This window comes from Sphingomonas sp. CCH5-D11, from assembly GCF_001557395.1.
Taxonomy (GTDB): domain Bacteria; phylum Pseudomonadota; class Alphaproteobacteria; order Sphingomonadales; family Sphingomonadaceae; genus Sphingomonas.
In genome coordinates this window covers 16,117-39,839 of the sequence record NZ_LSKH01000182.1, presented here as the reverse complement: position 1 = coordinate 39,839, position 23,723 = coordinate 16,117, and the positions used below count along the sequence as shown (strand labels likewise).

The window sequence follows — 23,723 nt, the reverse complement described above, 5'->3', positions numbered from 1 at the left end:
TCGATGACGCATAGCTGACCTGTCAGATACGTGCCGGCAGCTGGTAATCGGGATAAGTGAACATCGCCTTGAAGACGAAGTGGGCGTCCTCGAAGGTTCCTTCGACATCGACCGCTTCTTCCTTCAACATCTCGTCCAGGGAATAAGCGAATTCCACCGACAGGCGCGTCCGCCGTCGCAGCAGCGCCCGGTCCACATGCGGCAGATAGACGTGGTACAAATCCGTCAGCAGGTCCGTGACCAGATTGTGCGAGAACAAGCGGATCGGGGTCAGGTTCGGCACCGCGTGCAGCGATCGCATGATCCATAGCGCGCCCGGCTCCGCACTGGTGATCGCGTGCATCTCGCGCAGCAGCTCCACGGTCCGATCCGCGAGCACCGCCAGCCCGGCATCGGCATAGCGCGCGACCCACGCCTGCATCGCCACGTTCTGCCGAAGCATCAGCCGCTCCGCCAGTGCGCCGATCACCGCATATTTGTCGTCGAAATAGCGGTAGAGCGCCGGTGGGCTCATGCCGGCGCGTTCGCAGATCAGATTGGTCGAGATGCGCTCGATCCCGACTTCGCCAAGCAACACGCCTGCGGCATCCAGCAGCGCATCATAGGTGCGCTGCGCACGCGCCTGCACCGGCTTTCTGTGTGTCGCCAAGCCCATCTTCCCTGCTGCCATCAAACCGGAACCGAAGTGTCATAAAACTGATAGCGATCGCTATCATATGGCCGCCTCATACAAAGGCAAAGGGGTCTATCATCATGTTCGTTCCTCCTCTGCGTCGCACCTTGCTGGGTGCGACGGCAACGATCGCGCTCGCCGTGGCCGCGCCCGCCTGGGCGCAGACCAGCAACCAGCCGCAGGACGGCGCTGCGATCCCGGCGAACGAGCCGGCGCGCGGCACCGGCGGCGCGCAGGCCAGCGATCCGGAAAGCGGCAGCGAAATCATCGTCACCGCGCGCGCGGGCAACGAGAACCAGGCCAAGGTGGAGGCGAGCTACGCCATCTCCACCATCTCGTCGGAGATGCTGAAGATGAAGGCGCCGGTCGGCGTCGGCGAGGCGCTGAAGAACGTGCCGGGCTTCTGGGTCGAAAGCTCGTCGGGCGAGACCAGCGGCAACATCCGCGTCCGCGGTATCCCGACGGATGGCTATTCGCAGGTCGCGCTGCTCGAGGACGGCATCACCATTCAGCACGATCCGGGCCTCGGCTGGCTCAACGGCGACCAGTCGCTGCGCATCGACCAGTCGCTGGAGCGCGTCGAAGTGGTGCGCGGCGGCCCGTCGTCGCTGTTCTATTCCAATGCGCCCGGCGCGGTGGTGAACTTCATTACGCGGCGGGGCGGCGACACGCTGGAAGGCCTCGTCCGCTATGAGGGTGCCGACTATAACGCCCACCGCGTCGACGGCTGGATCGGCGGCCCGATCGCCAACACCGGCTGGAACTTCTTCGTCGGCGGCTTCTACCGCATTTCGGACGGTCAGCGACACACCGGCTACCGCCTCGGCGAGGGCGGCCAAATCCGCGGCACGCTGTCCACCGAATGGGACGGCGGCTCGTTCATGGTCAGCGTCAAGCATCTCGACGAGCGGGTCGAGAACGCAATGGTCACCCCCTTCGTCAACAATGAGGACGGCGATCCCGTCGGCGTCCCCGGCTTTGACGCGCTGAACGACACGATCGCCGGGCCGGAGACGCGCTACTTCAGCTTCCGCACGCCCACCGGAGCCTATGATTTCGACGCGGGCGTCGCCAACAAGGCCAAGATCACCCAGGTGACGATGCAGGGCCGCTTCGAGCTGGGCGAGGATTTCAGCCTGGTGCAGAGCCTGCGCTATCGCGACAGCTATCAGAAGCGCAACAGCATCACCCCGCGCTCGATCTTCACTTATGCCGACGTGCTCACCTCGCTGCGCGGCACATTTGGCCTGCCGTCCGGTACGCCGCTGGGGCTCAGCTACACCAACGGCAGCGGCGCCTTTGCCGCCAACCAGAATGGCAACGGGCTGGTGCTGCTCAACCTCGCGCGCTCCTTCACCGTGCCCGAAAGCGAGGTGATCAGCGACACGCGCCTGCAGAAGACGTTCCAGGCCGGCGGCCAGCACGATGTCGCGTTCGGCCTTTATTACGCCCATGTCGATGAGGATTACCGCGCCACCTCGGCCTCGATCCTCACCGACGTGAAGAACAACGCCTCCTTGCTCGACGCGGTACTGCCCGGCGTCGGTGGCGCGCCAGGCACGGTGCTGACCGAGGGCGGCGTGCTCGGCTACGGCAGCGAGTTCGGCTGGTCGTCGGGCACCTCGCGCTCGGTCGCGCTCTATGCGTCCGACGAGTGGAAGATCACTGACAAGCTGCGCCTCGACGGCGGGCTGCGCTGGGAACAGGTCAGCGTTAGCGGCATCAGCGAAGGCTCGCGCACAGCGAACCTGGGCCAAAGCCCAACGGTCGCCGACAATGCGGTGCTTGTCGGCAATGGCGTGTTCACGCCATGGAAGGGTTCGAACGACGATCTCGCCTGGTCGGTCGGCGTGAACTATCAGTTCCAGCCGAGCTTCGGCGCCTTCGCCCGCTACACCTCCACCTTCCGCCTGCCGGGCGTGTCGAGCTTCTTCGGCGCGCCGACGCAGGCCCCGGTGACGCAGCAGATGAACTTTCAGGAAGTCGGCCTGAAGTTCGATCGGCGCAACTTCAACCTGTTCGTCACCGGCTTCCGCACGATCTACGAAAGCTATCAGATCAGCGACTATCGCCAGAATGCGTCGGGGCAGTATGTCCTCAACACCGTGTTCGGCGACACGGAGACCTGGGGCGCGGAGGTCGAGGGTACGTGGCGGCCGGTGCCCTGGTTCGACGTCCACGCGAACTACACCTACCAGCATGCGCGCTTCACCGATTTCGCCTATCGTGACGCCAATGGGCGCGAGTTTGATTATTCAAAGAACCGCCTGATCCGCGTGCCGGAGCACCAGTTCCGCATCACGCCGGGCATCAACCTGTTCGACAACCGCTTTCGGCTTGAATCCGACATCTCCTATTACGGCCAGCGCTGGGCGGACGTGGCGAACCAGATCAACCTGCCGTCCTATGCGACGGTCGATCTCAACGCCCGCCTCGACGTGACCGATGCGCTGAGCTTCAACCTCTACGTCAACAACCTGACCAACACGGTCGGCCTGACCGAGGGCAATCCGCGCGCCGGCTCGATCCAGAACGAGGAAGTTGGCGACGCAGTGTACATCGCTCGCTCGATCTTCGGCCGCAGCTTCCGCGGCGCGGTGACCTTCCGCTTCTAAGCCAGATGGGCGGGGCAGCGAATGCCCCGCCCAGGCCTGTCATCCGATCAACACGGACAAGGCGCCTCCCCGGCGAAGGCCGGGGCCCAGTTGGGGGACGTTGTTGGCATGCGAAGCGGCCAGCGATGCCCGGCTTCCCGACTGGACCCCGGCCTTCGCCGGGAGGCAATCCACACGACACACGCCGTCACCCCGGCTGCGGGGTTCCGACCTTCCAAAGGACTCCTCCGATGCCAGCCATCCTCCGCCGCGCCCTCCTCGCTCTCGCGCTCGCGGCCCCCACCGCGCTTCCCTCCCAAACCCTTCCCGCCTGGGACAAGGTCCCGCTCGCCAAGGGCAAGGAGGCGCCTGATCTGGTCCTCACCGGCACGGTCGATCGCGCCAACTATCAGCGCAACGTCGCCGTCCCCTTCACCGTACCGAAGGGCGTGACCCGCATTGCGATCGAGCTCACCTACACGCGCCCCGACGGCAAGACGGTCATCAATCTCGGCCTGTTCGACGGCGAGCGCTTCCGCGGCTGGAGCGGCAGCAACAAGCACGCCGTGGTGCTGGACGAGACCAGCGCCACCCCGTCCTTCACTGCCGGCCCGATCGGCGGACGCCGCTGGTCGCTCGACCTCGGCGTCTCGTACATCGACGAAGGCGCGACCAGCACCTACACCGCCAAAATCTGGTTCTGGCGCCCCGGCGACGTGCCCGCCGTCTCCACCTTCTCGCCCGAGCCGCTCAAGGCCGGCCGCGCCTGGTATCGCGGCGATCTCCACCTCCACACCGGCGACAGCGACGGCTTCTGCGACAGCCGCCGCGGCCGCTCGATCCCCTGCCCGATCTATCGCACGGTCGATGCGGCGGAAAACGCCCGGCTCGATTTCATCGCCATCACCGATCACAACAATGTCGGCCATTACAATGCCATGCGTGAGCTCCAGCCGTTCTACGACGACGTGCTGCTGATCCCCGGCCGGGAGATGACCACCGAACAGGGCCACGCCAACATCTTCGGCACCACCGACTATGTCGATCACCGTCTGGGCGAGAAGACGATGCCCGACATGACGACCATGATCGACGCTTCGCACAAGGCCGGCGCGCTCGTCTCGATCAACCATCCCGGCGCGCCAAACGACCATCGCTGCCGCGGCTGCGGCTGGATCGCGCCGGCGGCGACGCGCGGCATGGTCGATGCGTTCGAGGTGATGAACGCGGGCAATCTGTGGAAGCAGCTCGCCGGTGCCGATCCGATGGAGGATGTCGCGATCTGGGAAGCGGAGATCGCCAAGGGCCGCCGCATCACCGCGATCGGCGGCAGCGACAATCACGACACGCAGCTCGGCCGGATGGGCGTGGGCTTCCCCACGACGGTGGTGCGCGCTGACGATCTATCCGAACGCGCGATCCTTGACGCGATCGCGGCGGGCCATGTCTGGATCGACATGACCGGCAAGCCCGGCCGCAGCTTCGACCTTGCGGCCCGCGCGGTGGGAAAGGACGGGTCGATCGGCGACGATTTCGCGCTCGCCGCCGGCCAGACGCTGGAGATGACAATTGAAGCCGGCGGCAGCAAAGGCGCGACGCTTGTCGGATTGCTTGACGGCAAGCCCTCCCCTGCGCTGACCGTGAACGCGCTTGCCGACGGGCAAACCTCGCTTTCCTGGACAAGCGACGGCGCCCGACACTGGATCCGGTTCGAAGTGCGCGAAGGCGGAAAGCGCGTTCTGATCACCAATCCAGTGTACGTGAACTTCGGTTCGTAGCTGTCCCCAAGGGGGTGTGACGGGGGGCGAGCGCCATCGACGCGCTTGCCTCACCCGACGGCTGGAAGGACGGACGGCGAACGCCTGGCGAGCGCCGCCCGTGCCCCTCAGCACGCGCAGATCGCCCGAGCGATAATTCGATTGTGAAGCGAACAATCGTCGCTCGCGTCACGGGCACGTAACAACTTTTCGCCACCGCGCCGCTCGGGGAGCAAGCGCCGGGGACCGACGGGTCAGCACGGCGCGATATCGCTGCACGCTTACCAGAAGCGCCGCCATTCCGAACGCTGTCGTTCGGAAGTCGCAGGCGCTCGCCCGGAGCGCGCCGCACCAGAATTTTCGAGAAATAACAAAAGGGTCACACATGCCGAAGCTTTTCGTTCGTCGCATCCGTGCGACGTATCTTCTTGGCGCAGCATTCGCCGCACTCTCCGCCATGCCCGCCGCGGCGCAGACCGCGCCCGCCGCGGTTCCCGGCGAGGATGCCGCAGGGGAGGATATCGTCGTCTCCGGCTATCGCCAGAGCCTTGCCGAAGCGATTGAGATGAAGCGTGGCACGATCGGCTTCTCCGACTCGATCGTCGCCACCGACATTGCGGACTTCCCCGAGCAGAACCTGTCCGAAGCGCTGCAGCGCGTGCCCGGCGTGACGATCGAGCGTGATCGCGGCCTTGGCACGCGCGTCAACGTGCGCGGCCTGCCGAGCGAGTTCACCCTCGTCTCGATCAACAAGCTCGCCACAGCATCGGGTTCGGGCGGCCGCGATGTCGAGTTCGAGATCTTCGCTTCGGAACTGGTCCAGTCGGTCACCGTCCAGAAGTCGCCCACCGCATCGGACGAGGAAGGCGGCATCGCCGGTTCCGTCTACATCCGCACCGCGCGCCCGTTCGACGTTCCCGGCATGCGCCTGGTCGGCAGCGCGGAAGGCGCGTACAATTCGATCTCAGAGAAGATCGATCCCAATTTCTCGTTCCTCGCCAGTAACACCTTCGGCGACTTCGGCGTGCTGTTTTCGGCCGCCAAGCAGCAGCGCACCAACCGCACGGATTCGAACTCGGGGATCAACTTCCGCCCGATCGCGCGCTGGACCGATCGCGCCAACACCACCTATCGCAACCAGGCGATCGCCGTGCTCCAGCGCGACGCCGGCGTGACCTTCACCGAAGCCGACAAGAACCGCATCGTGTTTCTCGATAAGGTCGGCGACCGCGTGTACCAGAACGACCAGGACCGGCTCGGCCTGTCGGGCTCCGTGCAATACAAGCCCAACAACGATTTCAGCCTCGCGTTTGACGCCTTTGTCGGCTCGTACGACACGGTCGAGGACGAATATGACGCCGCGGGCTATTCGGCGTCCAGCAACTCGACGCTCGAGACGATCCACGAATTCGATGCGACCACGCTGTCGAAGGATGGGCTGATCGTGCTGCGCGACGTGTCCTACACCAACACCCAGCATGAATTCCTCAGCAAGGAATATCTCAACGAAACGGACTATCGCCAGTTTGGCGGCGAGATGAACTGGGTCACCGGCAACTGGAAGATCAACGCGCTGGGCGGCTATTCGGGCGCCAGGAAGACGCTCGACTATGCCAATCTGAAGCACGTCGCCTATGCGCCGTCGCGCACCCGCTACACCGAGAATGGCGGTGAGACGATCCCCAGCGCCAACCCGCGCACGATCGACATGTACAATGCGCCGTCGTCGTACCTGTTCGAGGCCTATGAGACGACGCGCGAGCGGATCGAGGACGACAAATACGCCGCCCAGGTCGATCTCAGCTACAATTTCGACAATTCGGTGCTGAAGCGCTTCAACGTCGGCGGCCGCTACACCAACAAGTCGAACGAGCGCCAATATGGCGAGGAGAAGATCCAGGGCCCGACGCGCGGCAGCACCGCTTACGTGAACAAGCGCACGCTCGCAGACAGCCCCCTCACCAACGTTACGGAAATCGTCGGCGGCAAGGATTACCAGGCGCGCGACCTCAGCTGGGCACAGGTCTCAAACGATTACGCCCGCGACTTCTTCCGCCCTGACGGCTTCGTGACGCCGTTCGGCGATGCCAATTACTACAAGGTCACCGAGGAGACGATCGCCGGCTATGCCATGATCGACGCCGAGTTCGACGTCGCGGTGCCGGTGTTCGTCAACCTGGGCGGCCGCTATTTGCGCACGACGATCAACTCGGCCGGCTTCCACCAGGTCCAGAACCCGAACGGCACCACCGGACTGTCACCGGAGCCGATTTCGAGCGAGGGCCGCTACGAGAAGTTCCTGCCCTCGTTCAACGCCCATGCCGAGCTGACCGACACGCTATTTCTGCGCGCCGCCGCGTCGCAGACGCTGATCCGCCCGGCGCTGACCGACCTCGCCTACAAGCGGACGGCCAGCTACAGCAGCTACCGCTACACCGATGGCAATCCGGGGCTGAAGCCCACCTATGCCGATCAATGGGAAGTGGGCGTCGAGAAGTATCTCGGTCGCGGTGGCATCCTGGCGGCGTCCTATTTCTGGAAGAAGATCAAGGGCGTCGTCCAGAGCGAACTGACCGGCGTGGTCGAGGACGTGACGGTGTACAACGCCAACGGTTCGGTGAACGGCGTTTATGACTTCGACGTCTATCAGCCGGTCAATGCCGAGGGGTCGTACAAGGTAAGCGGCGTCGAGCTGAACGCGGTGATCCCGTTCGGCATGTTCGCCGACTGGGCGGACGGCTTTGGCATCAACGCCAATGCCACCTTCCTCGACAGCTCGCTTACGGGTGAGTCAGACCTTGGCATCGATACGGCGCCGATCGGCCTTGCCGACAAGACGTACAACGCCACGATGTTCTACGAAAAGGGCCCGCTGTCGCTGCGCGTGTCGTACAATCGCAAGGGCAAGTATGTGGAGCGCATCGAACGCAACATGTACCCGGTGTACCGCGATGCTTATGGCCAGTTCGACGTGGCAGCCAGCTATCAGCTGACCCCGAACTTCCGGGTCGAGCTGCAGGGCATCAACGTGGGCAACGAGAAGACGACGGGCTATACGATGGACCCGAGCTTCCCGACCACCTACGAATTTTCCGGCAGCCGCATCAGCCTTGGGCTGCGCGCGCAATTCTGATCGGGCAGGCGGGCCGGCAGATCCTGCCGGCCCGTCGTTCCTCTTGCCATCCCCGATCCGTTCGCCCTGAGTCTGTCGAAGCGCGTGTTCCGGGCACGTACTTCGCCAGGCTCAGTACGATCGCGAAGGATCGTTCGAACGGATCGGAAGTCCCGTTAGTTGGCGGCGCATCCGGCGACGGGCGCCGCATCCTTCGCCAGCCGCGCCAGTTCGGCACGCGCCGCATCCATGTCCGCACGGAAATCGGCACTGGCATGGAGCTGGCTGGCGGTCACCGCGCCGGCCATGTACCCCGCCTCCACCGCGCTGCGGCTGTGCGAGCCGCACAGGTAGCGGCTTTCGCCATATTCGCGGCCGCGCTGCAGGATCTCGGTCGCGCGGTCGGGGAGCAGTTCGGCGAGGATCAGTGCGGTCAGCCAGCCGTTGCTGGTGTGCCCCGACGGATAATCGCCGTTGCCCGCCAGGTGATCGCTCTTCGCCTCGCAGATCTCGCCCGGCTGGTTCAGATACGGGCGGCGGACAGCAAAGGTCGATTTCGCGCGGCCAACCATGCCGCCGTCGCCCAGCCGGGCGAACACGCGCGCCAGCGCCGGCGCTTTGGCCGCGTCGAGCCGCATCCCCATTGCGCAGGCATAGACGGTGTAGCGATCGTCGGTGACGTCGCTCGTCGCCATCTTCCAGCGCGGCGTGCCGGCGAGCTTGCGCGTTTCGGTGAAGGTGGCGCGATCGTCCTCGTTCCGCGCGTCGCCGGTCACGGGCGGCGGCGGAAGGATGCGCACCAGATCGGGCACCTTTGCGCCGGCGAGATAGGGCGTCGGCGCCTGATCGGCGGCGGTCAGCGCGAGCGGGACGGCGAGAAGGAACAGGCGACGCATCACTTCGCCTCCAGATCGCCGCAGCCGGCCGGGTGGCGGACGGGATTGCAGCGCGCGACCACGCCGCCGGGCTTCTCGACGACATAGCCGCCGGCAAGGCGGGGATCGGGCCAGAGATAATCGGTCGATACATATTGCGCGCCGCCGGCCAGCGCGGCGTCGCGCGGCTTCGTGTCGTTGGCGCGCGCCTCTCGGGTGTTGGCGTCGGCGCGGGTTCGGACAATGTAGTTCGCCGCGACGGCGCGGCGGATGCGATCGCCTTCCTTCACCGGATCGTTCAGCGTCAGATAGGCGGCGGCGGGCGATGCTTCGTTCGTGTTGATGAAGAACACTCGTCCCTCCAGCGACTGGCGCTTGCCGCGATATACCGCGACCTTGGCGGGGGGCTCGTCGAGCGCGAACAGGAACTTGCCACGCGATTGCTCCAGCGTCGGCCAGTTGTTCGCCAGCACCGCATCGCGCAGCGTCGGGTAGCGGCCCTGCACGTCGTCCGGCGTGACCAGCCTGTCCGGGCCAAGGACGCTGCGGATCTCCGCGTCGAGCGCGTCATAGGCCGCTTCGTCGAACGGCAGCGCATCGATGCCGCCGCGCGCGGCGTTGCGCTCGTCCTTGGCGTTGAACATCAGCAGGATCGGCACATGGCGCGGGTGCGCGGCCGACCAGTCGCGGATGATCGTCAGGCATTCGGTGAGCAGCACGCAGCTCGACGAATTGTCGATGCCGGGAATGTGCAGCACCTTGAAGCCCGGCTTCGCCAGCCGCGGATCGGCTGAGCCGGCGGCATAATGGCCGCCCTTCGGATCGTAATTGACGTCGATCTCCAGCTGGCGTGCGCCGGCATCGAGCTGCTCCACAAGCGGGCGGTGGCCATAATCCAGCGCGTCGGCCATCTGCGGCGCGGCGGCGCGGACCTTTGCCATCGTTTCTGCCGGCATCGGCAATTTGTAGCTGTTGTGCGTGCCGATCACCGCGATGTCGTTGATCCGAAGCGGTTCCTGCTTGTCGGCGGCGATAGCGGGGGCGGCGGCGAGGCTCAGCATCAGGCCGAGCGTGGTTCTGACATGCGACATGCGCGGGCTGGTGGCGTCCAATCATTGCGGTGCCGTGACAGCTACGTCACGCTGGCTTCACGATCCCCTCATAGTTCGCCCGCGAACGGGACATCGCGAGGGCATGGTGGCAGGCGAGGCGATCTATCGCGACGAGGGTGGCGCCTTTCCCGACGCCGCGCTGATGCAGGCGTTGCGCCGCTTCGTCCATGGCCGCGTCGGCCAGCATGCCGATGGCGACGATCTGGTGCAGGAAACGTTCGTGCGCCTGCTGGGCTATCAGGCGGCATCGCGCGTCAACGACGTGAAGGCGCTGTGCTTCACCATCGCCCGCAACCTGCTGCTCGATCATCATCGTGCCGCACGGCGCGGCGCGCCGATCGAACTGGACGAGGAGATCGTCTGCCCGCAGCCGACTGCCGAGCGCATTCTCGCGTACCGCCGCGCCGTGGAGATCATGCTGCGCGCGCTGGAAACGATGCCGCCGCTGCGCCGCGAGATCTTTTTGCGCAAGCGGTTGGACGGCTTCACCACCGCGGAGATCGCCGGCAGTCTCGACATGAGTCTGGGCGCCGTGGAAAAGCACGTCGTGCGCGCGTTCAGCGATCTGCGGACTGCGCTGGCGAAGCGCGGCTTCAGCATGGCGGACGGGGCATGATGCCTGCCGCGCGCCAGCCCACTGTCGATCCGAATGCGCTGAATGATGCGCTACAGGCGGCGGCGAGCCGGTTCGGGCGCCTCTCCGACGAGCAGGTGCGCGCGATGCGGCACAAGCGGCGAACCGCAACGGCGGCGGTTGCTTCGGCGAGCGCCGCGGCGGTGCTGGCGCTGGTCGGCGGGCCATGGCTGACGTCCACGCCGGCCGTGCCGGCGGGCTGGTCACGGGAGGTGGCTACAAAGGCTGGACAGCAGGGCACGCTGACCTTGGCGGACGGTTCAACCGTACGATTGAACGGTGCGACGCGCGTGCAGGTGAGCTACCGGGGCGACCGGCGCACCGCGCGGCTGCTGCAAGGGCAGGCCTTCTTCGACGTGAAGCACGACAAGGCACGGCCGTTCACCGTCTATGCCGGCGCGGGACAGGCGCGCGTGCTGGGCACGGCGTTCGACGTGGATCTCACGCGGCGGCAGGTCGCGCTGGCGGTGTACCGCGGCGCGGTGGGGTTCGAACCCGTCGGCAAGGCGCCTGGCACAGTGGTTCGGGCGGGCTACCGCAGCGCGATCACCGGCGGCGTGGCGAGCGCACCGGCGCGATTCGACGCCGCTTTGCCCGACTGGCGACAGGGGTGGATCGACACTGCGGGCATGCGGCTCGACGATCTGGTCGAGGCGCTTGATCGGCAGGGCAATGTGCGCATCGCGCGACCGGCGGAGCCGCTGGCATCGGTGAGGGTGCTCGGGCGGTTCCGGACGGACAATCCGCGCCAATTGCTCGGCGCCATCGGAGAGGGGTTCGGCTTCACCGTGCGGGAGCAGGACGGTCGGCTGTCGCTCGAAGCGGCAAAGTAGCCACATCCCATACTTCCCCGGAGAAGGCCGGGGCCCAGCTACGGAACGCAGGTTGGCTGGCGCTGCCCTGCGTTACTCCGGCCTTCCCAACTGGTCCCCGCCTTCGCCGGGGAAGCAACCCGTTCGAAAAATCGAACTCCCCAAAAAAACTCTGTCCGGATCGTCCACCCTCACCCGTCTTCTACCCGTAAGGCGCTCGGGAGCGCCGCTCTGGGGGATTTCACATGAAGCGGTTTCATGGCGCGTCGGCACTGAGCATGGCACTCGCGCTCGTCGCGCCGACGGTGGCGCAGGCGCAGCCCAGCGAACAGGCGGCGACGCGCAGCTTCGCCATTCCGGCGGGCGCGCTCGCGCCGGCGCTGTCGGCCTATTCGAGCACGACCGGCTTGCAGGTCATCGCCGCGCCTGCGCTGGTGAACGGCCGCCGCACGCAGGGCGTCAGCGGGCGCCACACCGCGCGCGATGCGCTGGGCATGTTGCTGCGCGGCACCGGGCTGCGGCTGGTATCGAGCAACGGCGTGATGGTGCTGCGCGCCGGCGAGGAGAAGGCCGCGCCGAAGCGGATCGCGGCGGCGGCGCCGGTCGCCCAAGCCGCGCCGGTGCAGGCGGAGGCCGTCCCGGCCGGCGAGGAGCTGGGCGGAGACATTGTCGTCACCGGCTATCGCGAGAGCCTGGTCGCCGCGCAGGACCTGAAGCGCCGTGCGGTGGGCACCGAGGACAATATTCTCGCCTCCGACATCGCCGCCTTTCCGGACCTGAACCTCGCCGAGGCGCTGCAGCGCGTGCCCGGCGTCGCGATCACGCGCGACACCGGCGAGGGCCGCCAGATCGCCCTGCGCGGCCTCGGCGCGGACTTCACGCGCACCCAGCTCAACGGCATGGAAGTGCTCGGCAACACCGCCTCGGGCATGGACAATCGCGGCAACGTCAGCCGCACGCGCGGTTTCGACTTCAGCCTGTTCGCCTCCGAATTGTTCAACCGGGTCACGATCCAGAAGAGCTACGCCGCCAATCAGGACGAGGGCGGCATCGCCGGTACCGTCGGCCTCTTCACCGCCAAGCCCTTCGACTATGACGGGCAGAAGATCGTGCTGTCGGCCAAGGCGCAGCATAACACCAACACCGAAGGCGTGACGCCGCGGCTCGTCGGGCTCTTCTCACAGCGGCAGGGCGATTTCGGCGCGCTGGTGTCGGTCGCCTATTCGAAGATCCGCAACAACGAATATGGCTATCGCAACTGGAACTGGGGCAAGGTCACCTACGGCGCGAACAACATCGGGCCGGAGATCGACGCCGACACGCGCGCGCTGCTGCGCGGCGGTACCATCTTCGCGCCCCAGGCGCAGTCGCCCTCAACCTGGTACACCGATCGCGAGCGGATCGGCGTGACGGCAGCGCTGCAATATCACCCCGGCGACCGCTTCAAGCTGGACGTTGACCTGCTCTACGGCCGGCTGGCCGACGATCGCGACGACTGGGCGATTGCGACCGGCGGCTATAACGCGCTGACCGGCAATGTCAGCGGCACGCAGGTGATCCGCTCGGCGACGATCCAAGGCAATTCGCTCGTCGCCGCCACCTACACCGGCGTCGACCAGCGCACCGAGCACCACCATGTCATCAACTCGACCGACTTCTACCAGGCGGTCGCCAATGCCAGTTGGGAGGCGACCGATCGGCTGACGATCACCGGCCTTGCCGGCTACCAGAAGTCGAAGTTCGTGCAGCCGACCTTCGACAAGATCTTCCTTCAGGCGCGCAACACCGGCTTCGGCTATGACATGCGGCCCGACATGCCGGTCAACAGCTACGGCTTCGACCTCACCAATCCCGCCAACTGGAACGTGCAGCGGCTGGTGACGCAGGAAAATGCGATCGACAGCGATTACACCAACGGCCAGCTGACCGCCGCCTATGAGCTGACGCCGATCCTGAAGCTTGAGCTGGGCGGCGAGTACAAGCGCTTCACCAACAGCGGCTATCAGTATCTCACCAACATCTTCTACGGCACGGCCGCGACCAGCGACCGCGCTGTGCCGGATGCGATGAAATACGTGATCAACCGCGACAGCCTGATTCCGTATATCGGCGGCGACGTCGACGCGATCTACGCCCTGCTCGGCAACAATCGGAACCTCACCCGCGCGAACCTGACCGCGGGCAGCGACTTCCGCATCGTCGAGAAGACCTGGGCCGGCTTCGCGCAGTTCGATCTCGACACCTACCTCGGCTCGATGCGGCTGCGCGGCAATGCCGGCGTGCGCTATTACCACACCGATCTCACCTCCAGCGGATCGCTCGCCACGGCCACCAACGGCGTGACCACGCTCGAGCCGGTGACGGTGGTGAACAAGAGCGACGACTGGTTGCCCGCGCTGAACGTCGCGCTTGATATCCGCCCGGATCTGATCGCGCGCGTCTCGGCCAGCCGCAACGTCAACCGCCCCGGCCTGCCGCAACTCGCCGCGGCGGGCACGCTGACGGTCGCGCCGTTCGGCGGCACCGTCTCGGTCGGCAACCCCTATCTCCAGCCCTATCGCGCCACGATGGCCGAGGCTGGCCTCGAATATTACCCCAGCCGCCACGGCTTCGTATCCGCCGGCTTCTTCTGGAAGGACATCGAAAGCAACATCACCTCGGAGACGTCGCAGGTGCCATATAGCGCCACCGGCTTTCCCGTGTCGCTGCTGCTGCCGGGTCAGGACGGCACCACGCCGTACAACTACACCCGCCCGATCAATGGCGAGGGCGCCAGCATCCGCGGCATCGAGCTGGCCGCACAGCATGATTTCACCTTCCTGCCCGAACCGTTCAACCATTTCGGCGTGAACGCCAACGGCACCTGGATCGACGGGGATCAGAATGCGGTGTTCAACGGCGTCAGCCAGCGGATCGCATTGTACGACCTGTCGAAATGGGCCGCGAACGCGACGCTCTATTTCGAGACGGAGCGGTTCGGCGCCCGAGTCTCCACCGCCTACCGCAGCCGCTACCTGACGGGCGCGGGCGGCAATGCCAATATCGGCACCGGCATCCGCCCGACCAACAATGTCGATTTCCAGATCCGCTACAGCGCGACGCCGAACCTGCGCTTCGTGGTGGAGGGCATCAACGTCACCAATCAGGCGATCGAGCAGTTCACCGACATCGACGCCGATCGCATCCTGGTGAACACCAACAGCGGGCGGATCTTCACCTTCGGCGTCACGGCGAGTTTCTGACCCGCCAGCCAGCTATCCGGAAGGAGCTTTGTAGCAAAGGCAAGTGGCCGAAGTTCTGCGTTCGGCCGGCGCGCTTGCCCGTGACGAACAGGAATGCCCGCGGCGACGCCATTGTCGCGCGCCGCGGGCACCTTCATGCCCCGGGGTCAGCGTCTGGCGCCATGCCGATCTCGGCCAGGATGCGCGCGCTGTGCTCGCCGGGCGCGGGCACCGGATCCATCCGCGCATCGTCCCTTCCCGGCGGGAGAAGCGCGGGCACCGCCCCCGCCTGTGTGCCGACCTCGCGCCAGCGTTGCCGCGCCGCCAGTTGCCGATGCGACCACAGGCCGGCCATGTCATTGACCGGCGCGTTGGCGATGTTGGCGCCATCGAGCGCGTGGATCACCTGCGCGGTCGGCAGCTTGCCCAGCACCGCCGCGATCGTCTCTGCGAGCGCCGCGCGATTGGTGGAGCGCGCCGAATTCGTCGCGAACAGCGGATTGGCGATCAAGGTGGGCAGGCCCAGCACCTTGTCGCAGAAGGATGCCCATTCGCGTTCGTTCTGGATGCCGAACAGCACCACGCCGTCCGCGGTCTCGAACGGACCATAAGGATAGATGGTGGCATGCGCGGCGCCGGTGCGGGGCGGCTGGGGAGCGCCCTCGAAGGCATAATAGAGCGGAAAACCCATCCACTCCGCCATCGCCTCCAGCATCGACACGTCGATGTGCCGCCCCTTGCCGGTACGCCCGCGCTCGATCAGCGCGGCGAGAATGTTGGTGTACGCATACATGCCTGCGGCGATGTCGGCGATTGAACAGCCCGCCTTCACCACCTCGTCGGGCGTGCCCGTCACCGACAGGAAGCCGGATTCCGCCTGGATCAACAGATCATAGGCCTTGCGGTCACGATCCGGGCCGTCCTGCCCGAAGCCCGAGATTTCGCACACGATCAGCTGCGGATGGCGTTCCGCCAGCGTCGGCCCGTCGAAGCCCATGCGCGCGGTGGCGCCGGGCGCAAGATTCTGCACCAGCACATCCGCCTTCGCCACCAGCCGCCGCAGCGCCTCGACCCCGGCCTCGCTCTTCAGATCAAGCGCGATGCTTTCCTTGGAACGATTGGTCCACACGAAGTGCGACGCGAGGCCATTGACGCGTTCGTCATAGGCGCGGGCGAAATCCCCGGTGCCGGGCCGCTCCACCTTGATGACGCGCGCGCCCAGATCGGCGAGCTGGCGCGTCGCGAACGGCGCGGCGATCGCATGTTCCAGGCTGACGACAGTGATCCCTTCGAGCGGGCGCATGGCTCCCGTCCCTCCCCGTTTGATAATCCATGTTGGCGGTCGGGGCGCCCTCCGCGCAGGAGAGCGCCGCCCGCGCCTATTTCTTGAACATGTAGGTCTTGGTGTTGGTGAACTCGGCCAGGCCCTCCTGCCCGTTCTCCACCCCCATGCCCGATTGCTTGTGCCCGCCGAACGGCACGTCGATGCCGTGGATGTGGATCTCGTTCACCCAGACGGTGCCGGTCTCCAACCGCTTGGCGACCGCGATCGCCGCGTCGCGATCCCGGCCCCAGACGGAGCCGGCGAGCCCGAACGGGCTGTCATTGGCCTTGGCAATCACCTCCTCGACATCGTCAAAGGCGATGATCGGCAGGATCGGGCCGAACGGCTCCTCCTTGACGATGCGGCTGTCCTCGGGCGGATTGTCAACGATGGTGACGGGCACGAAATTGCCGGGGAGGCTCTCGTCGATCTCGCCGCCCAGCGGCACGGCATATCCGTTCGCCTTCACGTCGGCGAACAGGTCCTTGAGCTTGCCGAACTGCATCTTGTTCTGGATCGGCCCAAGCCCGGTTTCCGGATCCATGCCGTCGCCAACCTTGATGTCCTTGGCATAATCCACGAACGCCTTGACGAACTCGGCATGGATCGAGCGGTGCACGTACAACCGCTTGGAGGCGATGCACCATTGCCCCGAATTGCCGAAGGCGGCCCAGAACAGCGTCGGCACGATCGCCTGCCAGTCCGCATCCGCCAGCACGATCGCCGCGTCGTTGCCGCCCAGTTCCAGCGTGATGCGCTTCAGGTTGGTGGAGCCGGATGCCATGACCTTCTTGCCGGTCGCGGTGGATCCGGTGAAGCTGATCTTGGCGATATCGGGATGCTCGGTCATCTGCTGGCCAAGATCGTTGCCGCCCGAGACGATGTTGAGCACGCCGGCCGGGAACACCTGCTGCGCGATCTCGCCGAAGGGCAGCGTGCAGAGCGGCGTATAGGGCGACGGCTTCATCACCATCGTGTTGCCGGTGACGAGGCATGGCGCGACCTTCCACAGGCCCAGCAGCACCGGGAAGTTCCACGGCGTGATCGCCCCCACCACGCCGAGCGGCGTGTGATGCACCTCCACGATATGCTCGTTGGTGTCCTCGATCACCTCCACCGGCAGGCGGCGCTTGCCGACCTCGCGCACCCAGTGGATCGCCGCCTCGACCTCGCCCGTCGCCATCGAATGACGCGGCTTGCCCTGTTCCTGCGTCAGGAGCGTGATCAGCTCATCCTTGTGCGCGTCCAGCGCGTCGGCATATCGCTCGATCAGCGCGCCGCGCGCATCGGCGTCCATTGCCGACCAGGCGGGAAAGGCGCGCTTCGCCGCGGCGATCGCCGCTTCCATATGTTCGGCCGTACCCTCGGGCGCCTGTGCCAGCACTGCGTTGGTCGCCGGGTTGAAGACGTCGAAGCTCTTGTTGGTCTCGACCAGCTTGCCGTCGATCGACAGCGCATAAGGGCCGGCGAAATCGACCGTGACGGTGCTGCGTTCCATGGTATCCGCGCTCACGTCTATTCTCCTTGCGATGATGGTCAGGGACGCACGATCGGCTTCAGCACCCGGCCGGATTCTGAATCCTCGATGGCCTGGTTGATCTGATCGAGCGGATAGAATTTGATCAGCCTGTCGAATGGGAAGCGCCCGGCGCGCCACAATTCGATCAGCTGCGAGATGAACACCTGCGGCACGCTGTCCCCTTCGATGATGCCGCGCACGGTGCGGCCGAACAGCAGGGTGTTCATGTCGAGGCTGGCGGCGACGCCCATGTCGGCAGCGCCGATCAGGCCGCACATGCCAGGGATGCTGAGCGCCTCCACCGCCTGGACCAGCACCTTGGCATTGCCGGTGCACTCCAGCGTGAATTCTGCGCCGCGTCCGTCGGTCAGCTTGCGGATCTCCTCCACCGCGTCGGCCGAGCCGCCATTGATGACATGCGTCGCGCCAAGGTCGCGCGCCAGGTCGAGACGCGAGTCATGCAGGTCGACGGCGATGATCGTCGTGCACCCGATCGCCGCGGCGGCCATCACCGCCGACAGCCCGACCGAACCCGCGCCGAAGATCGCGATCGACGCGCCGGCATGCGGCTTCAGCGCGTTGAGCACCGCGCCTGCGCCGGTCGAGATGCCGCAGCCGAGCGGCCCCATCATCTCCAGCGGCACATCCTTGCGGATCTTCACCGCATTGCGCTCCGTGGCGATCGCATAGGTGCCGAAGCTCGACTGCGCGAAAAAGGCGCTGCCCAGTTCATGGCCACCATGGTCGCAGATGGCCTGGCTGCCATCCATGCGCGCGCCCTTGAAATTGCGGTCGTAGAATTCGACGCAATAGCCCGGCTTGCCCGCCTTGCAGTTGCCGCACGCGCCGCAATGGCCGAAGGCAAGCACGACATGGTCGCCGACCGCCAGGTTGCGGACGTTCTCGCCCACCGCCTCCACGACGCCCGCACCTTCATGCCCTGCGACGAGCGGCAGCGGCACGGGATAGCCCTGGTCGCGCACCACCATGTCGGTGTGGCACACGCCGGTGCCGACGATCCGCACCAGCACCTCATCCGCCTGCGGCGCGCCGAACGTCACGGTCTCCACCGCGAGCGGCGACGCCTTTTCGCGGATAACGGCTGCTTTGCCTTCCTTCATGTCTATCTTCTCCGTTCAGACCGAGCGGCCACCGTCCACCGGCAGTTCGACGCCGGTGATGTAATCGGCGCTGGCAAGGTAGAGTGCGGCCTCGGCGACATCGCTCGGCTCGCACAGCCGGCCGAGCGGGATGGAGGCGAGGAACTTGCCGCGGTTCTCGGGCGTGTCCTCCATGCCCATGAAGTCGGCGAGCATGCCGGTCACGCCCATCACCGGCGCGATCGCGTTGACGCGGATGTTCATCGGCGCGAACTCCACCGCCAATGCCTTGGACAGGACGTTGGTCGCGCCCTTCGACCCGGCATACCAGCTGAGGCCCGGGCGCGGGCGGATGCCGGACACCGACCCGACGTTCAGGATCACGCCGCCGCCATTATCGCGCATCGCCGGCACCACCGATTGCACCATCAGGTAGATGCCCTTGATGTTGACGGCGAGGACGCGGTCGAACGTCTCCTCGTCCACCTCGAGCGCCGGCTGGTTCTTGTGGGTGTAGCCGGCATTGTTGACGACGATGTCTGGCACTCCGAACCGCTCGGTCGTGGCGGCGACCGCAGCCTCGATATCCGCCCGCTTGCTGACGTCGGCACGCAGCGCGATGGCCCGGTCGGCGCCGATCGCATCGGCGACGCCCTGCGCCTTGTCGAGGTTGAGGTCGACGATCGCGACCCGCACGCCCTGCGCCGCGAAGCGATGCGCCATCGCCTCGCCGAAGCCGCTCGCCGCGCCGGTAATCAGCGCGGTCCTGCCGTTCAAATCCATCACACTCTCCTGGAAAATCTTGCGGCGCGATCAGCCGTGATTGAGCACCATCGTCTTGGTCTTGCTGAAATCGTGCAGCGCGGCGAAGCCCTTCTCGCGTCCGTGCCCGCTCTTGCCCGCGCCGCCGAACGGCAGCTCGATGCCCGCCCCCGCGCCATAGCAATTGACGAACACCTGCCCCGCGCGGACCTTCTTCACCATGCGCATCTGGCGCCCGCCGTCGCGCGTCCAGACGGCGGCCACCAGGCCGTAGTCGGTATCGTTGGCGAGCCGCACGGCATCCGCCTCATCGTCGAACGGCAGCACCGTCAGCACCGGGCCGAACACTTCCTCGCGCGCGATCACATTGTCGCGCGGCACCGGCCCAAGCAGCGTAGGCTTCACGTAAAAACCGTCGGCGGCGATCCCGTCGGCCAGCACGCCTTCCGCCAGCACCGGAATGCCATCCGCCCGCGCCTGATCGAGAAACGCCTGCACGCGCCCCTGCTGCTTGGCGGTGATGATCGGGCCGCAGTCGAGGTCCATCTCCGGCGCTCCCACCCGCACCTTGGCGAAGGCTTCGGCCAGCCGTGCGACAAAGGCGTCATGCGCCGATCGCTCGATCAGCAGGCGACTGCCGGCGGAGCAGGTCTGCCCGCTGTTCTGGACGATCGCCTTGACGATCACCGGGATCGCCGCGTCGAAATCGGCATCGGCGAACACGATCTGCGGTGACTTGCCACCCAGTTCCAGCGTGCAGGTGATGTAATGGTCCGCGCACAGCTTCTGGATGATCTGGCCGACCTGCGGCGATCCGGTGAAGGACATGAAATCGACGCCGTGATGCGCCGCCAGCGCCGCGCCGGCGGTTGCGCCCCGCCCGGTGACGATGTTGAGCGCGCCCTCCGGGAAGCCCGCCTCCGCCGCCAACTCGGCGAGCCGCAGCGCGCTGGCCGACGCATCCTCAGCGGGCTTCAGCACCGTGGCATTGCCCACCGCAAGCGACGGCGCCAGCGTGCGGCCGAACATCTGCGCCGGGTAGTTCCACGGCAGGATGTGGCCGGTTACGCCGTGCGGCTCATGCACCACGCCGACGTGATAGCCGGAGAGATACGGGATGGTTTCGCCGTGCAGCTTGTCCGCCGCGCCGCCGTAGAATTCGAAATAACGGGCGAGCGCGACGATATCGGCATCCGCCACGCTCTTGGGCTTGCCGGTGTCCCTCGCCTCGATCGCGGAAAGCTCCGCCGCATTGGCCAGGATGAGATCACCCAGCCGGGTCAGCATCCGCCCGCGCTCGGTCGCGGTGGTGCGGCCCCAGGCGCCCTCGTCAAAGGCACGCCGCGCCGCGCGTACCGCAAGATCGACATCGGCGTCGCTGCTGTCCGGAATGGCGCCGAATGCCTTGCCGGTAGCGGGATCGATCGCCGGCAGCGTCGCGTCGGTCTGCGGGTCCACCCACGCACCCCCGATGAAATTGCGGCTGAAATCGACCTTCATACATCCTCCGACCCGCTGCGGCGCTCGGCCGGCATAAGCTTGGTTACGGAGGTAGTGCGGCCATACCATAACGTCTAATAGCGGCTTCAGGCATTTTCGATTAGATTTGGATATGGAACTTCGACATCTCCGTTATGCGCTCGCCATTGCCGAGGAACGGCACTTCACGCGTGCCGCCGCCCGTCTCGGCATCGGCCAGCCGCCGCTCAGCCAGCAGATCAAGCTGCTCGAGCAGGAATTGGGCGTGCAACTGTTCCACCGCCTGACGCGCGGGGTGGAACTGACCGACGCCGGCGAGGCGTTCATGCCGCTGGCGCAGGCAGCGGTGGCGGCGGCAGAGCAGGCCGCGCAGGCGGCGAAGCGCGCGGCACGGGGTGAGATCGGCGCGCTGACGATCGGCTTCACCAGCTCCGCATCGTTCAACCCGCTGGTGCCGCGGATCATCGGGCGCTTCCGTGAACGCCATCCCGACCTCACGATCCGGCTGGTCGAGCAGACCACCGTGCGGCTGCTGGAGGCGATGGCCGACGGCGGGCTGGACGTCGCCTTCCTGCGCCCGGCACTCGGCGAGACGGACGGGCTGGTGACGCGGCGGCTGCCCGACGAGGATCTGTGGGTCGCGCTGCCGGCACGGCATCGGCTGGCCGGCAGCGCGAGCATCGAACTGGTCGATCTCGCCGGCGATCCCTTCATTCTTTATCCGCGCAGCAACGGACGGCTGCTTTACGACAGCATCATCGCCGCCTGCCGCAACGCCGGCTTCTCGCCGCGCATCGCGCAGGAGGCGCCGCAAATGGCGTCCACCGTCAATCTCGTCGCGGCCGGCGTGGGGGTCGCGCTGGTGCCCGAGTCGATGCGGCAGCTGCACGCCCAGGGCGTCACCTACGCGCGGATCGCAGGCGACGGCCCCCGGGCGCAGCTCGTCGTCGCGCACCGCCGCGATGGGCCGCTGCCGCCAGCGGTGCGCAACTTCATGAGCTGCGTCACCGCCGACGAATGACGCCTAAGCCTGGCCGGCGATCAGCTTGGCGGCGCGATAGCCGATCAGGATCGAGGGGGCGTTGGTGTTGCCGGTGGTGATCGTGGGCATCACCGAGGCGTCGGCGACGCGCAGCCCCTCCACACCGCGAACGCGAAGCTGCGGATCGACCACCGATCTCTCGTCGGTACCCATCTTCGCCGTGCCGACCGGGTGGAAATAGGTCGATACCGATTTTTGCAGGAACGCGCGGTAGCTTGCCGGGCTGTCCGCCGCCGGGCCGGGCAGCAGCTCGGCCTTGCGAATGTCCTTATAGGCATCGCTGTTGCCGATCGCGCGGGCAAGATCGGTTGCAGCCTTCAGCGCCACCATATCCTGTTCGACCTGCAGGTAATTGGGATCGATCAACGGATCGACCCGCGGATCGGCCGACGTGACCGTCACGGCGCCGCGCGATTTGGGCCGCATCACGCCGCAAAGGATGGCATAGCCATGCTGCTGCTGGAGGTTCAGCTCCTTGGTGGCGAACGGCACGCTGACGTAGAGCGCGTTGATGTCCGGCACCGGCTGCGACGGCGCGGATTTGGACCAGAAATAGACTTCGGAGTGATTGTAGTTGGTCGGCGGCACCGGCCGCTTCGCCTCGAAGTTCACGCCGGCGCCCAGCACATGGTCCTGCAGGTTCTGGCCAACGCCCGGCAGCGCGGCGACCGGCGTTATGCCCAGGCGGCGCAGATGCGCGGGATCGCCGATGCCGGACAGCGTCAGCAGCTTGGGCGTGATGATCGCACCGGCAGACAGGATCACTTCCTTGTTCGCCCGCACCGTCACTGGCTTGCCCGCGTGAAGATATTGCACGCCGACGCAGCGGCCCTTTTCGATCAGCAGCTTCAGCACCGGCGCTTCGGTCAGCACCGTCAGCTTGGCGCCGGCCGCGATCGCCGGGCGCAGAAAGGCGACGGCGCTGTTCTGTCGCTTGCCGGCATGGACGGTGAAGTTCACCCAGGCTGGCCCCTCCAGCGTGCCGCCGTTGAAATCCTCGGTTTCGCGATAGCCGAGCGATTTCGCGCCCTCCATGAACGCTACCGCGCCCTCATGTCCCTTGGCGGGATCGGGGCGCGTGACGTGCAACGGGCCGCCAGCCCCGCGCAGCGCGCTCGCGCCGCCCTGCCAATCCTCCAGCTCCTTGTAATCGGGCAGGACATTGTTCCAGTCCCAGCCGGTCGCGCCGTTATAGGCCCAATCGTCATAATCCTGCGTCGCGCCACGGCAGTAGATCATGCAATTGATGCTGGAGCAGCCGCCCAGCCCCTCGCCGCGCGGATAGGGAACGACACGGTTCTGCGCATGCGTCTGCGGCGTCGTCGCATAGGTCTTGGTGAAGGGCGAGGCGAGCGCGGCTGGCCATTGCGACGGATCGGTAACAAGCGGCGTCTGGTCCGACAGGCCGGCCTCCAGCACCAGCACCGAGCCGCCCGTGCGCTGGGCGAGCTGCCCGGCGAGCGTCGCGCCGGCGGAGCCAGCACCGATCACGATATAATCGGCCGCGCGCGGCGCGGCTGCCGTGCGGGTCGATTGCGCCCAGGCCGTGCCGCCACCGATCCACAGCGCATCCGCCAGAGCGAATGCGGCGCCCGCCGCCATCGCGCGGCTGATGAAGCCACGCCGGTCGATGCTGCCCGCGGCGTGGTCGCGCAGCGCTTCGGTCAGCCGGCGCGTGTCGAGAATATTGTCCATCTGCCTCTCCCC

At 66.4% G+C, this 23,723-nt stretch carries 16 protein-coding genes; 7 read left to right on the top strand and 9 right to left on the bottom strand.

What is annotated here, in order from left to right; translation table 11 throughout:
* Positions 1-22 precede the first annotated feature (22 nt).
* Positions 23-649, bottom strand: a complete 627-nt coding sequence (locus AX702_RS11220; RefSeq protein WP_066779537.1) for a TetR/AcrR family transcriptional regulator — start codon at positions 647-649, stop codon at positions 23-25.
* Positions 650-753: 104 nt separating this feature from the next.
* On the opposite strand from AX702_RS11220, the gene AX702_RS11215 reads away from it, so the two are divergent.
* The 3 genes from AX702_RS11215 to AX702_RS11205 all read left to right on the top strand — a co-directional run bounded on the left by AX702_RS11215 (position 754) and on the right by AX702_RS11205 (position 8,157).
* Entirely contained in the window at positions 754-3,288 is a 2,535-nt protein-coding gene (locus AX702_RS11215) for a TonB-dependent receptor (protein WP_066779511.1), read from the top strand.
* A gap of 230 nt (positions 3,289-3,518) precedes the next feature.
* A complete protein-coding gene (locus tag AX702_RS11210; protein ID WP_066779508.1) occupies positions 3,519-5,045 on the top strand; it encodes a CehA/McbA family metallohydrolase in 1,527 nt (508 codons plus the stop codon).
* 364 nt (positions 5,046-5,409) lie between these two features.
* Positions 5,410-8,157: a TonB-dependent receptor gene (locus AX702_RS11205; RefSeq protein WP_066779505.1), complete on the top strand. Its 2,748-nt coding sequence runs from the start codon at positions 5,410-5,412 to the stop codon at positions 8,155-8,157.
* Between the two features lie 155 nt (positions 8,158-8,312).
* Here the strand turns inward: AX702_RS11205 and AX702_RS11200 are convergent, their stop codons facing one another.
* On the bottom strand, positions 8,313-9,032 hold the full coding sequence (locus AX702_RS11200; protein ID WP_066779502.1) for an acid phosphatase: 720 nt from the start codon (positions 9,030-9,032) through the stop codon (positions 8,313-8,315).
* Positions 9,032-10,102: a phosphatidylinositol-specific phospholipase C1-like protein gene (locus AX702_RS11195; protein WP_066779499.1), complete on the bottom strand. Its 1,071-nt coding sequence runs from the start codon at positions 10,100-10,102 to the stop codon at positions 9,032-9,034. Before AX702_RS11195 ends, AX702_RS11200 begins: the two co-directional genes overlap by 1 nt.
* Before the next feature lie 103 nt (positions 10,103-10,205).
* Between AX702_RS11195 and AX702_RS11190 the strand changes: the two genes are divergently transcribed.
* The 3 genes from AX702_RS11190 (at position 10,206) to AX702_RS11180 (ending at position 14,811) form a co-directional block, all read left to right on the top strand.
* Positions 10,206-10,739 carry an RNA polymerase sigma factor gene (locus AX702_RS11190; RefSeq protein WP_066779496.1) on the top strand — a complete coding sequence of 178 codons (534 nt, stop codon included), beginning with the start codon at positions 10,206-10,208 and terminating at the stop codon, positions 10,737-10,739.
* Positions 10,736-11,590, top strand: a complete 855-nt coding sequence (locus AX702_RS11185) for a FecR family protein (RefSeq protein WP_066779494.1) — start codon at positions 10,736-10,738, stop codon at positions 11,588-11,590. The genes AX702_RS11190 and AX702_RS11185 overlap by 4 nt, the downstream gene beginning before the upstream one ends.
* Positions 11,591-11,814: 224 nt before the next feature.
* Positions 11,815-14,811 (top strand): TonB-dependent receptor, encoded by a 2,997-nt coding sequence (locus tag AX702_RS11180; RefSeq protein WP_066779491.1) that lies wholly within the window; start codon positions 11,815-11,817, stop codon positions 14,809-14,811.
* Positions 14,812-14,944: 133 nt separating this feature from the next.
* Here the strand turns inward: AX702_RS11180 and AX702_RS11175 are convergent, their stop codons facing one another.
* From AX702_RS11175 to AX702_RS11155, 5 genes are all read right to left on the bottom strand, one after another.
* Complete coding sequence (locus AX702_RS11175; RefSeq protein WP_066779489.1) at positions 14,945-16,093, bottom strand: CaiB/BaiF CoA transferase family protein; 1,149 nt, start codon at positions 16,091-16,093, stop codon at positions 14,945-14,947.
* A 76-nt stretch (positions 16,094-16,169) separates the two neighbouring features.
* The gene (locus AX702_RS11170; RefSeq protein WP_231731824.1) at positions 16,170-17,627 is read right to left on the bottom strand and encodes an aldehyde dehydrogenase family protein; all 1,458 of its coding nucleotides are present in this window, start codon (positions 17,625-17,627) and stop codon (positions 16,170-16,172) included.
* Positions 17,628-17,650: 23 nt separating this feature from the next.
* Complete coding sequence (locus tag AX702_RS11165; RefSeq protein ID WP_066779483.1) at positions 17,651-18,754, bottom strand: NAD(P)-dependent alcohol dehydrogenase; 1,104 nt, start codon at positions 18,752-18,754, stop codon at positions 17,651-17,653.
* Between the two features lie 15 nt (positions 18,755-18,769).
* On the bottom strand, positions 18,770-19,516 hold the full coding sequence (locus AX702_RS11160; protein ID WP_066779480.1) for a glucose 1-dehydrogenase: 747 nt from the start codon (positions 19,514-19,516) through the stop codon (positions 18,770-18,772).
* A 30-nt stretch (positions 19,517-19,546) separates the two neighbouring features.
* Entirely contained in the window at positions 19,547-20,995 is a 1,449-nt protein-coding gene (locus tag AX702_RS11155; RefSeq protein WP_066779477.1) for an aldehyde dehydrogenase family protein, read from the bottom strand.
* A gap of 112 nt (positions 20,996-21,107) precedes the next feature.
* On the opposite strand from AX702_RS11155, the gene AX702_RS11150 reads away from it, so the two are divergent.
* Entirely contained in the window at positions 21,108-21,995 is an 888-nt protein-coding gene (locus AX702_RS11150; protein ID WP_066779474.1) for a LysR family transcriptional regulator, read from the top strand.
* Positions 21,996-21,998: 3 nt separating this feature from the next.
* Here AX702_RS11150 and AX702_RS11145 read toward each other — a convergent pair whose 3' ends face one another.
* On the bottom strand, positions 21,999-23,711 hold the full coding sequence (locus tag AX702_RS11145) for a GMC family oxidoreductase (RefSeq protein WP_066779472.1): 1,713 nt from the start codon (positions 23,709-23,711) through the stop codon (positions 21,999-22,001).
* Between the last annotated feature and the right edge of the window lie 12 nt (positions 23,712-23,723).

What these genes read in the sequence shown, in the direction of transcription:
- AX702_RS11215 (WP_066779511.1), top strand. Translation starts at nt 754, where the DNA reads ATGTTCGTTCCTCCTCTGCGTCGCACCTTGCTGGGTGCGACGGCAACG.
- AX702_RS11210 (WP_066779508.1), top strand. Translation starts at nt 3,519, where the DNA reads ATGCCAGCCATCCTCCGCCGCGCCCTCCTCGCTCTCGCGCTCGCGGCC.
- AX702_RS11205 (WP_066779505.1), top strand. Translation starts at nt 5,410, where the DNA reads ATGCCGAAGCTTTTCGTTCGTCGCATCCGTGCGACGTATCTTCTTGGC.
- AX702_RS11200 (WP_066779502.1), bottom strand. Translation starts at nt 9,032, where the DNA reads ATGCGTCGCCTGTTCCTTCTCGCCGTCCCGCTCGCGCTGACCGCCGCC.
- AX702_RS11195 (WP_066779499.1), bottom strand. Translation starts at nt 10,102, where the DNA reads ATGTCGCATGTCAGAACCACGCTCGGCCTGATGCTGAGCCTCGCCGCC.
- AX702_RS11190 (WP_066779496.1), top strand. Translation starts at nt 10,206, where the DNA reads ATGGTGGCAGGCGAGGCGATCTATCGCGACGAGGGTGGCGCCTTTCCC.
- AX702_RS11185 (WP_066779494.1), top strand. Translation starts at nt 10,736, where the DNA reads ATGATGCCTGCCGCGCGCCAGCCCACTGTCGATCCGAATGCGCTGAAT.
- AX702_RS11180 (WP_066779491.1), top strand. Translation starts at nt 11,815, where the DNA reads ATGAAGCGGTTTCATGGCGCGTCGGCACTGAGCATGGCACTCGCGCTC.
- AX702_RS11175 (WP_066779489.1), bottom strand. Translation starts at nt 16,093, where the DNA reads ATGCGCCCGCTCGAAGGGATCACTGTCGTCAGCCTGGAACATGCGATC.
- AX702_RS11165 (WP_066779483.1), bottom strand. Translation starts at nt 18,754, where the DNA reads ATGAAGGAAGGCAAAGCAGCCGTTATCCGCGAAAAGGCGTCGCCGCTC.
- AX702_RS11160 (WP_066779480.1), bottom strand. Translation starts at nt 19,516, where the DNA reads ATGGATTTGAACGGCAGGACCGCGCTGATTACCGGCGCGGCGAGCGGC.
- AX702_RS11155 (WP_066779477.1), bottom strand. Translation starts at nt 20,995, where the DNA reads ATGAAGGTCGATTTCAGCCGCAATTTCATCGGGGGTGCGTGGGTGGAC.
- AX702_RS11150 (WP_066779474.1), top strand. Translation starts at nt 21,108, where the DNA reads ATGGAACTTCGACATCTCCGTTATGCGCTCGCCATTGCCGAGGAACGG.
- AX702_RS11145 (WP_066779472.1), bottom strand. Translation starts at nt 23,711, where the DNA reads ATGGACAATATTCTCGACACGCGCCGGCTGACCGAAGCGCTGCGCGAC.